Raw genomic sequence first — 11,473 nt, 5'->3', positions numbered from 1 at the left:
CGCCGCGGGGGGGGGGGGGCCGGGCGGGGGCGGGCCCCGGGGGGGGGGGGGGGGGGGGGGCCGCGCGCCCGCCCCCCCCCGAGGCGCCGGCGAGTCGTCGCCGGGGCGGGACCGGGGCGCGGCCGATTCCCGGCTGACGCGCCACCGGGGCGCACCGCCGGGGTGCTCCACCGGGGCGCACCGCCGGGGGCGCTCCGCCGGGGCGCACCGCCTCACCCGCTTGCCCCGGCCCCGGTCGCGACCGCCCGCGACTCCCGCTTGCCTGAGAGACGGCCCCGCCCGCCGCCGTACGGAAGGAGCGCACGAACGTGACCGCGAGCGCACCCCTGCGCGCGAGCGACCGCCGCACGGCGCGCGAGGGAACGCCCCGCGCCCCTCGGCGGCCCGGCCGGGCGGGCGCCGCCACCGTGCTGCTGCTCGTCGCCGCGCTGCTGGCACCGGTCTCCCTGGCCGGTGTCTGGGCCCGCGACCAGCTCACCGACACCAGGCGGTACGTCACCGCCGTCGCGCCGCTCGCCCGCGACCACACCATCCAGAACGCGATCGTCGACGATGTCACCGACGGCGTGATGGGCCACGTCCGCCTCGACGGGCTGCTGTCGGCGATCCCCCGGCCGCAACGCCCCGCGCTGCGCCAGCGGTTCACCCGCGGCATCCGCGAATTCGTCGACAAGCAGGTCCGGCAGGTCGTCACCGGGCCGTCGTTCCCCGCCGTGTGGCGGCAGGTGCACCGCACCGCCCACCGCGCCCTCGACGCCACCCTCGGCGCCTCGGGGGACGCACCCGTCCGCCTCGACGTCGCCCCGATCATCGAGCGCGTCAAACACCAGCTGTCCGCCAACGGGCTGGGCATCGACATCGCCCGCCGGGTGCCGCACACCGGCACCGAGATCGTGCTGCTGCCCGCCGCCTACGTGCCCCGGGCCCGCGCCGCCTACCAGGCCGTACGGGCCACGGCCCGGCTGGCGCCCCCGGCCGCGGCGCTCTGCCTCGCCGCCGGACTCCTGTTCGCCCGCCGCCGACGCCGCGCCCTGACCGCCGCGGCCCTGCTCTGCGCCGCCGCCACCGCGCTGCTCGCCGTGGCCCTCGTACCGGTCCGCTCCCAGGCCCTGGACGCGCTGCCGCACGCGGTCCCGCGCCCGGCGGCGGCCGCGTACACGGACGCGCTCACGGCGTCGCTGCACACGGGCACCACGGAGCTGGTCTGCGGGGCCTTGGTGACCGCCGGGCTGGCCGCGGGGAGCGGGCCGGTGGTGCGGGCGGTCCGGGGCGCCCTGCGGAAGCGGCACGGGGGCTGAGCGGCGGGGGCCGCCCGGGGAGGCAGCGGACGGCCGCCGCCCCGGCCGCGCCTCGCCCCTCACGCCACGCGGCCCCGCGGGAAGCTCCCACGGGGCCGCGCCGGACCGTCTGCACCGGACCGGGCCGGCCCGGGCCAACAGGCCGCTACATCACCAGCACCGTCTTCCCCTGTGCCCGCCCCGCGCGCTGTTCCGCCACCGCCGCCGGGGCCTCCTCCAGCGGAACCTCCCTGCCGACCAGGACCGTCAGGCGGCCCCCGTCGACGTGTCCGGCGAGGATCTCCAGCAGCTGCGGGGACGGCCGGTTGACGAAGTTGAAGCCGCGGAGATTGTGGTCGGTGAGGACATCCGCGTCGGCCGCGCCGATCGTCGACACCGCCGTCCCGCCGTCCCGCACCGTCCGCATCATCGTGGTGAACGCCTCCGCGTCGCTGACCAGGTCGATCAGGACGTCGACGCCGTCCGGGTGGACGGCCAGCACCTGGTCGGCGACGGGGCCCGCCGTGTGGTCGACGGTCTCGACGGCGCCCAGCGTCAGCATCAGATCCGCCATGACCGGCCGCGCGGTGGCGATGACCTCGGCGCCGCGCCCGTGCGCCAGCTGCGTCACAAAGGTGCCGACGGCGCCGGTCGCCCCGACGACCAGCACCCGGCTGCCCTCCCCGATGCGGGTCTCCTCCACCAGGTTGTACGCCGTCATCCCGGCCGTCGGCACCGCCGCCGACGTCGCGTAGGTGACGCTGCGGGCCGCGTGGGCGAGGGACTGCTCATCGGCGAGCGCCAGTTCCGCGTACGAACCGCCGCCGCGCCGCAGCCGCTGGAACGTGCCGTACACCGCGTCCCCGGCCGTGAAGCGCCGCACGCCGGTCCCGACGGCCAGCACCTCGCCCGCCCCGTCCGCGCCCATGACGAGCGGGAACGACGTGGTGTCGGGGTCCCCGAACATCCCGTCCGCGATCTTCCAGTCGATGGGGTTGACCCCGGCGGCGGACAGCCGCACCAGGACCTCCCCCGGCCCTGGCTCGGGCTGCGGCAGCTCCATGAGCTGTGGCTCGGCACCGAATGCGCTGACTGCTACGGCTCTCATCGTGGCGTTCCCTTCCACCCGTCCGACCGGAGGCCGGGCGCGATCGTAAGCACGCCGGACGGGCCCGACGCGGCAGGAGGAAAGGCGGCGCCGCCGAAGCAACTCGTACGGCCCCCGCGCCGCGCCCCATCCGGCCGCCGCACCCGATTGCCGGGGCGGGCGGCCCTTCTCACGGCCCGGAAGACCGCCCCTCCCGGGTGCCCCGACGGCCGTCCCACCCGATTGCCCGGATGAGGGGACCGGCGCGGCCGGGCGGGTTGGAATGGGCGGATGATCCGCTTCGACTCCGTGACCAAGCGCTACCCGGACGGGACGACCGCCGTCGACGGTCTCTCCTTCGAGGTCGCGGAGGGCGAGCTCGTCACCCTCGTCGGCCCGTCGGGCTGCGGCAAGACCACCACGATGATGATGGTCAACCGGCTCATCGACCCGACCGAGGGCACGATCCACGTCGACGGCGAGGACATCTCCCGCGTCGACCCGGTCCGGCTGCGCCGCCGCATCGGCTACGTCATCCAGCAGACCGGGCTCTTCCCGCACCGCACGGTCCTCGACAACACCGCGACGGTGCCGGTGCTCACCGGGTGGAAACGATCGAAGGCGCGGGAGCGGGCGGCGGAACTCCTCGACCTCGTCGGCCTCGACCCCACCGTCTACGGACACCGCTACCCCGACCAGCTCTCCGGCGGACAACGCCAACGCGTCGGCGTCGCCCGCGCCCTCGCCGCCGACCCACCCGTCCTCCTCATGGACGAACCCTTCGGCGCCGTCGACCCCGTCATCCGCGAACACCTCCAGAACGAGTTCCGCCACCTCCAACGCACCCTCCGCAAAACCGTCCTCTTCGTCACCCACGACATCGAGGAAGCGATCCGCCTCGGCGACCGCATCGCCGTCTACGGGCGCGGCCGGATCGAGCAGTTCGACACGCCCAACCGGGTGCTGGGCGCGCCTGCGACCCCGTACGTCGCCGAGTTCGTCGGCAGCGACCGGGCGCTCCAACAGCTGTCGGTCACCGGGATCGACCGGGCCGACCTGGAGCGCCCGCCGCTCGCCCGGCTCGGCGAACCGGCCACGGAGGCGGCGGCCCGGCTGCGGGCCCACGGCGCCCGGTGGGCGGTGGTGCTGGACGACTCCGGCGCGCTGCACGGCTGGGTCGGCGCCACGGAGCTGGCGGACGCGGCGGGGCCGGTGTCCGGGCACGCCCGCCGGATGGAGGCGTGGGTTCCGGTCGGCGCCACCCTCAAGCGGGCGTTCGGCGAGATGCTGCAACACGACGCGGGCTGGATCGCGGTCCTGGACGGCGAACGCTTCCTCGGCGTCCTGACCCCGGCCCGGCTCCATGAGGCGCTGCGCCGCACGATCGTCCCCGGGGAGCGCGGCGGCCCCCGCGCCGCCGGTGAGGTGGCGTCCGTACCGACGCGGTGAACGGGGCGGCGGGCCGGGCTGCCCGCGTCCTTCGCCCCTTCGGCCACGGGGGCCAGGGGGCCACGGGGCCACGGGGCCACGGGGCCACGGGGCCACGGGGCCACGGGGCCACGGGGCCACGGGGGCCAGGGGGCCACGGGGCCAGGGGGCCACGGGGCCACGGGGGCCAGGGGGCCACGGGGCCAGGGGGCCACGGGGCCAGGGGGCCGCGGGGCCAGGGGGCCGCGAGGGCTACCTCGGCAGCAGCCCCTTCTCCGTCAGATAGCCGTGTGCGACGTCCTCCGGGAGGCGGCGCCAGCTGTCGACGCGTTCGTTGAGGCGGGCCAGGTCCGCGGTGGTCAGGACGGTGTTGAGGCGGCCGAGCGCGGCGGCGGCGCGGGCGCCCCCGGCCCGGGAGCGGTTGACGACGGGCACGACGTAGTCGGCGTTCTGGAGCCTGCGGTCGTCGGCGAGGACCACCAGCCCGAACTGGTCCAGGGTCGCGTCGGTGGTCGTGGTCAGCACCATCTGGTCCTGCCCGTTCTGCACCGCCTGTTTGGCCGGGGTGGTGCCGACGCCCTTGGGGTCGACGGCCGCGATGTCGATCCCGTACGTCTTCCGCAGCCCCGGCGCGCAGAACGGACGGCGTACGCACTCATCGCCCGCGGCGAGGCGCACCGGCAGCTTCGCGCGGCCCAGGTCGCTGAGGGTGCGCAGGTGGTGGCGGGCGGCGTAGGAGGCGCTGACGGCGAAGGCGTTGCGGTCGACGGCGCGCCCCGGGGCGAGCACCGTCAGCCCGCGCGGGGCGGCGAGGGCGCGCAGCGCGCCCATGGTGGCGCCGAGGCCGGGGGAGGCGACGGGGCGGGCTCCGGCCCCGTGTGCCTTGGCCTGGAGCCAGTCGGCGAAGGTCGCGGCGTACTCGGGGACGACGTCGACCTGGCCGCTCTCCAGGGCCGGCTCGTACAGTTCGCGGTTGCCGACGGTGACGAGATCGGCCCGGTATCCGGCGTGCCGGAGCAGCGCCGCGTACATCTGCGCCAGCAGCTCGCTCTCGGTGAACCCGGCCGAGCCGACGGTCAGGTGGTGCCGGTCCCCGGGCGCGGCGGTGACGGCGCCCCGGTCCTCCAGGGAGGGGCCGCCCGCGCAGGACGCCAGGAGAGCGGCGCCCAGTGCGAGGGCGAGCGCACGGGGGCGGCGTCCAGTGCGGGGGCGGGGAGCGCGCGGGGCCAGGACACACGCCGGGCCGGACACCCGCCCGCGCCCCCTCACCGCGCCCCCCGTCCCCGCAACCGCCGGGGCCCGCACCGCAGCCCGAGCTCGAACGCCCCCTCCATGACCAGCGCGAACACCGCGACGACGACCGCACCGGCGACAACCTGCGGGGTGGAGGCGAGGTTGAACCCGGCGGTGATGATCCGGCCGAGGCCGCCGCCGCCCACCAGTGCGGCGAGGGTGGCGGTCGCGACGAGCTGGACGGCGGCGATGCGTACCCCGGTCAGCACCAGCGGCAGCGCCAGCGGCAGTTCGACCCGCCACACCAGCTGACCGCCGGTCATCCCCATGCCGCGCGCGGCCCGGACCACGTCCCGGTCGACCTCGCGCATCCCCACGTACGCGTTGGTCAGCAGCGGCGGCACGGCGAACAGCACCAGGGCGATGACGGTCGGCCACTCCCCGTGCCGCCCCAGGGGCGTGAGCAGCAGCAGGACCAGGACGGCGAAGGTGGGGACCGCGCGGCCGACGTTGGCGAGGTTGACGGCGAGCGCCCCGCCGCGCCCCAGATGCCCGAGGACGACGGCGACCGGCAGCGCGATCAGACAGCTCAGCAGCAGGCAGCCGACGGTGAGCGCGGCGTGCTGGGCGAGCCGGTGCCCGATGCCGTTCTCGCCGGACCAGTGGGCCGCGGTGGTGAGCCAGGCGACGGCGCCGGAGACCGCGTTCACGGCTGCCGCCCGGCCGCGACGGGGCGGCGCACGGCCCTCCGCGCGCGCCCCCGCCGCGCGGCGCGCGCCCGCCGCCGCCAGGGCATCAGCAGCCGTTCCGCGCCCAGGAGCAGCAGGTCGAAGACAACGGCGAGCAGCACGCAGAGCACCGACGCGGTCAGCACCTGCGCCTTGAAGTAGGAGTTCATCCCGGCGTAGATGAGGTTGCCGAGCCCGCCGTGGCCGACGATCGCGCCGACGGTGGTGAGCGCGACGGCGGAGACGGTGGCGATCCGCACCCCCGCCATCGCCGCGGGCAGCGCCAACGGCAGCTCCACGGTGAGCAGTTGGCGCGTCGGCCCGTACCCCATGCCCCGGGCGGCGTCCTTCGCCTCGTCCGGTACGCCGTCAAGACCGGCCAGCAGATTCCGTACCAGCAGGGTCAGCGAGTACAGCGCGAGACCCGCCACGACCAGGGCGGACGAGAGGCCGTAGACCGGCAGCAGCAGGGAGAACATCGCCAGCGACGGAATCGTGTAGAGCACCGTCGTCAGCGCCAGCACGGGCCCCGCCGTCCACCGGTGCCGCCGGGCCAGCAGCGCCAACGGCACCGCGACGACCAGCCCGAGGGCGACGGAGACCACCGTCAGCTGGACGTGCTCGGCCACCGCGTCGAGCAGGATGTGCCGGCGGCTGCTGAGGTAGTCGCCGCAGATCCAGTCGTTGCGGGCCAGGCAGTCGTCCGGCGGTGCGGTCACGGTACGAGTCCACCCCGGGGCGGGGCGGGCTGTCGCGCGGGGCGCGTCCGAACGGGCCGGGGTGCCCCCTCCAGGACCACTCCTCATGGGCGGACGCCCCGCCCTCCTCTCCTCCCCGCACCTCTACACAGGGCGTAGACACCACATGTCTACACGCTATGTATAGTTCCCCGGAGCTGGCGGGCAACCGTCCGGCCGGCTGTCGTCTCACCCCCGCGCCGCCCGGAGAGTTCCATGCCGAAGACCGCCCGCCGCCCCGCCATAGCCGGGCTGCTGACCGCCACCTCCCTGATCCTGGCGCTCAGCGGCTGCACCCCCGCCAACGAGATCGCCCCGGCCGACGCCCGGGACGACGCCCCGGCGGCCGACGTCAAGGCCCGCGACGCCCAGCTCGCGGCAGACGGCAAGGGCACCAAGGACAGCAAGGACAGCAAGGACGCCAAGAGCGGCAAGGACGCGGCGGACGGCTCGGCCGTCGACTGCCGCAAGGTCAAATGCGTGGCGCTCACCTTCGACGCGGGTCCCAGCGAGAACACCGACCGCCTGCTGGACATCCTCAAGAAGGAACAGGTCCACGCGACCTTCTTCATGCTCGGCAAGAACCACATCGCCGAGCGCCCCGCCGAGGTGAAGCGCATCGACCGCGAGGGCCACGAGCTCGCCAACCACACCTGGTCGCACCAGATCCTCACCGGGGCCACCCCGGCGGAGATCAAGAGCCAGCTCTCCCGCGTCCAGAAGGCGGTCCACGACCTCACCGGCAAGACACCCACGCTGATGCGCCCGCCCCAGGGCCGTACCGACGAGAAGGTCGCCAAGGTCAGCAAGGAACTGGGGCTCGCCGAGGTCCTGTGGAGCGTGACGGCGAAGGACTACCAGACCAACGACTCGAAGCTGATCACCAAGCGGGTCCTCGACCAGACCGAGCAGGACGGCATCATCCTGCTCCACGACATCTACCCGGGCACCGTCCCGGCCGTCCCCGGCATCCTCAAGGAGCTGAAGCACCGCGGCTTCACGCTCGTCACCGTCTCCCAGCTGCTCTCCCCCGCGAAGCCGGAGCCGGGGATGGTGTACCGGCCCTGAGCGCGGCGGCGCGAGGGGGCCCGCCCCGTTCCCGGACGGACGACGGACCGGGCGCACCCGTTCCCGGACAGACGACGGACCGGGCGCACCCGTTCCCGGACAGACGACGGGCCGGGCACCGGGTGGCTCCTCACCCCGTGCCCGGCCCGCTCCCGTACGCCGTCAGTCCTGCGCGGCGGACTCCACCGGGTCCCGGCGGCGCTCCGCCTGGGTGGCCGGGGCATCGGCCTGCTGACCCGTGGGGTGCTCGGCCGGTTTGCCGTCGTGCGGCGCCTGGGCACCGTGCGGGGCGGCGGGCTTGTGCGGCGCCGCCACGACGTCCTGCGGGAACGTCAGCTGCCTGCTCTGCCACTCCAGCGCCGGAACCACCTCACGCCGCCAGGTGCCGAACTGGTGGCTGCCGCGGGGCAGGATGATCGAGTCGACCGTCATCGGTGCCTTCGCCGCGTGCAGGAAGTCCATCGTCGCGCCGTAGTCCGGCTCACCCTTGCGGCTGCTGGCCACCAGCGCGGAGATCTGCGGCACCGGCAGATGCTTCATCCGCCACAGCAGATCGTGCTCCCGCTCGCGCTGCGCGCCCTCGGGACCGGCGCCGAAGAGGCTGCCGGTCGTCAGATCGTCCTTGATCGCGTAGTCGCCGGAGAGCGAGACGGCGGACGTGTAGATCTTCGGGTTCCGCATCGCCAGCTGGAGCGAGCAGGTGCCGCCCGACGAGTACCCGAACGCGCCCCACGCACTGGCGTCGTGGCCCACCCGGTACGCGGACCGCATCGCGTCCGGCAGGTCCTTGGTGAAGAACGTCTCGGCCTGCGGGCCACCCGGCACGTCCACGCACTCGGTGTCCCGCGGCGGCGCGATCGTCGGCCGCACCATCACCATCACCGTCGGCTGCATGGCGCCCTTGGCGATCAGCCGCCCGGCGTTCTGCGGGATCTGGAGGTGCTGCGCGAGGTTCATGATGCCGCCGGGGTAACCGCTGATCACGACCATCACGGGGAACCGCTGACGGCGGAACTGCGGCTGGAAGTACTGCGGTGGCAGATAGACGAACGCCGGGTTGATCGCACCGCTGCGGCGGCCCACGATCCGTACCGACTCCATCTTCCCGACCTTGTCGGCGGGGCCCTTCGGCAGTCCCGTCACCCGGTCCAGGCCCTGCGGCCCGGCGGGCTGGATGAGCGCGCCCTTGGTGGTGCCGACGGAGGCGTACTGCCCGCCGTTGTCACCGACCGCGACCGGCGCCTTGTCCTCGTTGCCGAGGAGGTCGTCCCAACTGCCGTAGAACTCGAAGCTGTTGTTGACCGCCAGGGCCAGCGCGCACACCAGCGCCACCTGGGTGAGCACGACGGCCCCGAACCTGCCGAGGAGAACCCGTACCCCACGCCCCGACAGCCGCGGCCACTGCCACACCGTCAGCGCGACGAGCACCACCGCCAGTGCCACCACCGCGATTTCGAGCGACCGACTGGTCAGCCCCATGCGCCCCACATCTCCTGTCACCCTCGCAAGGGCTCTCGCCCGGCTCCCGGCTTGCGACCGCCTTTGACCCACAACGGGCGGCTCAAACCGATGGTCACCGGATAAGAGGGGATCGACCGGACATCGGATACCTGTCCGAACCACTTCCTTACCCACACCTTGCCGACCCGTGTCCGCACCGTGATATGAGCCCGCCCCCGCGCGGCCGCATTCACGCACCAGGAGAGGAGCGGTGATCATACGGGAGCCCGCATAACGAAGCGGAATCCAGGTACCCGGAAATGGCCTGGGTGGTGGCGGGTGGCCTCCGGCCGGGTGCCGCCGTGCCCCTTCCTACGGGCTCGGCGGGGGCGGCGTACGGGCTCGGCGGGGGCGGCGTACGGAATCGGCCGGGCCACCTCCGTACGGCCGTCACCGTGGCTCCCCACCTGGCCGGTTCCCGCCAGCCGTCGCCCTGCCCCCGTACCTGGCCGGTTCCGTCCCCTCCGCCGTCCGGCCGCGCGCCGCGAGCGGCCCGGCACCTCTTCCCTTCGGCTCCCGTCGCCCTCCGCACCGCCCCGCGCCGCACCCCCTCGTACGGGCAACGCGGCGCCCGAGATCCCACGGTGACGCCGGTGCGGGCCGCTACCCTTACGTATCCGTCCTGGTCAGGGACATGTCCGCAGCTTCACGGACATACGCCGCACCGACCACCCCCAAGAGAGGTCCGCCGATGGGCATTCGGAGTCTGCTGCGCAACGCTTTCGGTCGCTCCAAGGCGACCCGGGAGGAGTCGGGCACCACACCGAGCGGCACGGAAACGCCGGAACCGGCCACCCCCGCCACCACCATCCCGGAGGCCCGCGAGGAGTCCGCACCCGGCACCCCCACCGACCGGCCCGCCGCCGAAGCACCCGCGGCGGAAGAGCCCGCGGCCGAGGCCCCGGCCGCCGAACGGCCCACGACGGAACGGCCGGTGGCGGAGCGGCCGGTGGCCGAGGTCCCCGCCGCCCGGACGGCCCCCCAGGAATCCACCGCCGAGCCGGAGTCCCCGACCGTTCCGGCCCAGGCCGGCCACGTGGACGACCGGGCCGAGCGCCCGAAACCGGAGCAGGCCCCGAAGGCCGCGAAGGCCGCGGCGACGCCCGACGAGGCGCCGAACCCTGACGCCTCGGTCTCTGACGCCTCGGCGTCTGACACCTCGGCCTCCGACGCTCCGGCGTCTGACGCTCCGGCCTCTGACCCCTCAGTCTCTGGCCCCTCAGTCTCTGACGCCCCGGCCTCCGACGCCCCGGCCTCCGACGCGACCGAGTCCGTCGAGGCCCGGAAGCCCGCGGAATCCACAGAGGCCACGGAGGTCACGGAAGCCACGGAGGTCACTGAGACCAAGGCCCCCACAGAGGTCACGGAGACCGAGGCCCTCACGAAGGCCACGAAGACCGAGGCCCTCACAAAGGTCACGGAGACCGCCCAGGCCACGGAGACCGAGACCCCCACGGAGACCGCAAAGGTCACGGAGACCGCAAAGGTCACGGAGACCGCAGAGGTCACAGAGACCGCTGGGATCACGGAGGCCCCCCAGGGCAACACCGCCCTCCACAAGGTGGAGGCCACCGCCCCCGCCCTCGTCAGCCTCGTCAAGTCCGCCGCCGCGACCCTCGACAAGCACGGCCTCACCACCCAGCGCGCCGCCGTGTACCTGGTACTCGACCGCTCCGGCTCGATGCGCAACTACTACAAGGACGGCACCGTCCAGCACCTCGCCGAACAGGCCCTCGGTCTCTCCGCGAACCTCGACGACGACGGCATCGTCCCCGTCGTCTTCTTCTCCACCGACGTCGACGGCACCGCCGACCTCGACCTCGCCCACTACGAGGGCCGTATCGCCGAACTCCACGCCGGACTCGGCCACATGGGGCGGACGAATTACCACTGGGCCATCGACTCCGTGGTCCAGCACTACAAGAAGTCCGGCACCACGGCCCCGGCCTTCGTCATCTTCCAGACCGACGGCGCCCCGACCTCCCGGCCCGCCGCCGAACGGGCGCTCTGCGAAGCCGCCCAGCTCCCCATTTTCTGGCAGTTCATCGGCTTCGGCGACCCGGAAGCCAAGGGCTTCGACTTCCTCCGCAAGCTCGACGACCTGGCCGTACCGGAAAAGCGCGTCGTCGACAACGCCGGTTTCTTCCACGCCGGACGCGACCCCCGCGCCCTCTCCTCGGACGAGCTCTACCAGCAGCTGATGGTCGAGTTCCCCGAATGGCTCACCGAAGCCCGCACCGCAGGCGTCCTCAAGGACAACTGACACCCGCACACCCCAACCGACCGGCCGCGCTGCCGGGCCCCACCGGGCCCGGCGCCGCGGCCGGTCGGCGTTTCCGTCCCCGTATTCCCCCTTCCCCCCGAAACCAAATAACCGACCCATGGGCCGGTTATTGAGCGGCAAAACCCACCTCT

General features: G+C 74.2%; 9 protein-coding genes. 4 read left to right on the top strand and 5 right to left on the bottom strand.

Features of this window, described 5'->3' with window-relative positions; translation table 11 throughout:
- The first annotated feature begins 308 nt into the window (after positions 1–308).
- Positions 309–1,298 (top strand): hypothetical protein, encoded by a 990-nt coding sequence (locus ACFWWQ_RS08525; RefSeq protein WP_384592191.1) that lies wholly within the window; start codon positions 309–311, stop codon positions 1,296–1,298.
- A gap of 145 nt (positions 1,299–1,443) precedes the next feature.
- Here the strand turns inward: ACFWWQ_RS08525 and ACFWWQ_RS08520 are convergent, their stop codons facing one another.
- A complete protein-coding gene (locus ACFWWQ_RS08520) occupies positions 1,444–2,385 on the bottom strand; it encodes an NADP-dependent oxidoreductase (RefSeq protein WP_384592188.1) in 942 nt (313 codons plus the stop codon).
- Between the two features lie 270 nt (positions 2,386–2,655).
- On the opposite strand from ACFWWQ_RS08520, the gene ACFWWQ_RS08515 reads away from it, so the two are divergent.
- The gene (locus tag ACFWWQ_RS08515) at positions 2,656–3,813 is read left to right on the top strand and encodes a betaine/proline/choline family ABC transporter ATP-binding protein (protein WP_384592186.1); all 1,158 of its coding nucleotides are present in this window, start codon (positions 2,656–2,658) and stop codon (positions 3,811–3,813) included.
- Positions 3,814–4,044: 231 nt separating this feature from the next.
- Here ACFWWQ_RS08515 and ACFWWQ_RS08510 read toward each other — a convergent pair whose 3' ends face one another.
- The 3 genes from ACFWWQ_RS08510 to ACFWWQ_RS08500 are packed head-to-tail and all read right to left on the bottom strand — an operon-like array spanning position 4,045 to position 6,472.
- Positions 4,045–5,022, bottom strand: a complete 978-nt coding sequence (locus ACFWWQ_RS08510; protein WP_384592227.1) for an ABC transporter substrate-binding protein — start codon at positions 5,020–5,022, stop codon at positions 4,045–4,047.
- Between the two features lie 35 nt (positions 5,023–5,057).
- Positions 5,058–5,735 (bottom strand): ABC transporter permease, encoded by a 678-nt coding sequence (locus ACFWWQ_RS08505; RefSeq protein WP_384592182.1) that lies wholly within the window; start codon positions 5,733–5,735, stop codon positions 5,058–5,060.
- Positions 5,732–6,472 carry an ABC transporter permease gene (locus ACFWWQ_RS08500; RefSeq protein ID WP_384592179.1) on the bottom strand — a complete coding sequence of 247 codons (741 nt, stop codon included), beginning with the start codon at positions 6,470–6,472 and terminating at the stop codon, positions 5,732–5,734. Before ACFWWQ_RS08500 ends, ACFWWQ_RS08505 begins: the two co-directional genes overlap by 4 nt.
- A gap of 234 nt (positions 6,473–6,706) precedes the next feature.
- Between ACFWWQ_RS08500 and ACFWWQ_RS08495 the strand changes: the two genes are divergently transcribed.
- Positions 6,707–7,558, top strand: coding sequence for a polysaccharide deacetylase family protein (locus tag ACFWWQ_RS08495; protein ID WP_384592176.1), 852 nt, complete (start codon positions 6,707–6,709; stop codon positions 7,556–7,558).
- A 162-nt stretch (positions 7,559–7,720) separates the two neighbouring features.
- Here ACFWWQ_RS08495 and ACFWWQ_RS08490 read toward each other — a convergent pair whose 3' ends face one another.
- Positions 7,721–9,037 carry an alpha/beta hydrolase gene (locus ACFWWQ_RS08490; RefSeq protein WP_384592173.1) on the bottom strand — a complete coding sequence of 439 codons (1,317 nt, stop codon included), beginning with the start codon at positions 9,035–9,037 and terminating at the stop codon, positions 7,721–7,723.
- 712 nt (positions 9,038–9,749) lie between these two features.
- Here ACFWWQ_RS08490 and ACFWWQ_RS08485 point away from each other — a divergent pair.
- Complete coding sequence (locus ACFWWQ_RS08485) at positions 9,750–11,321, top strand: VWA domain-containing protein (RefSeq protein WP_384592171.1); 1,572 nt, start codon at positions 9,750–9,752, stop codon at positions 11,319–11,321.
- Positions 11,322–11,473: the final 152 nt, after the last annotated feature.

The organism is Streptomyces sp. NPDC059080 (assembly GCF_042739975.1).
Lineage (GTDB): Bacteria > Actinomycetota > Actinomycetes > Streptomycetales > Streptomycetaceae > Streptomyces > Streptomyces benahoarensis.
The sequence above is the reverse complement of the archived record's forward strand: the minus strand, read 5'-3'. Positions and strand labels throughout refer to the sequence as shown.

Excerpts from the sequence above, each read along its gene's own strand:
- ACFWWQ_RS08485 (WP_384592171.1), top strand. The coding sequence starts at position 9,750 with ATGGGCATTCGGAGTCTGCTGCGCAACGCTTTCGGTCGCTCCAAGGCG.
- ACFWWQ_RS08490 (WP_384592173.1), bottom strand. The coding sequence starts at position 9,037 with ATGGGGCTGACCAGTCGGTCGCTCGAAATCGCGGTGGTGGCACTGGCG.
- ACFWWQ_RS08515 (WP_384592186.1), top strand. The coding sequence starts at position 2,656 with ATGATCCGCTTCGACTCCGTGACCAAGCGCTACCCGGACGGGACGACC.
- ACFWWQ_RS08520 (WP_384592188.1), bottom strand. The coding sequence starts at position 2,385 with ATGAGAGCCGTAGCAGTCAGCGCATTCGGTGCCGAGCCACAGCTCATG.
- ACFWWQ_RS08495 (WP_384592176.1), top strand. The coding sequence starts at position 6,707 with ATGCCGAAGACCGCCCGCCGCCCCGCCATAGCCGGGCTGCTGACCGCC.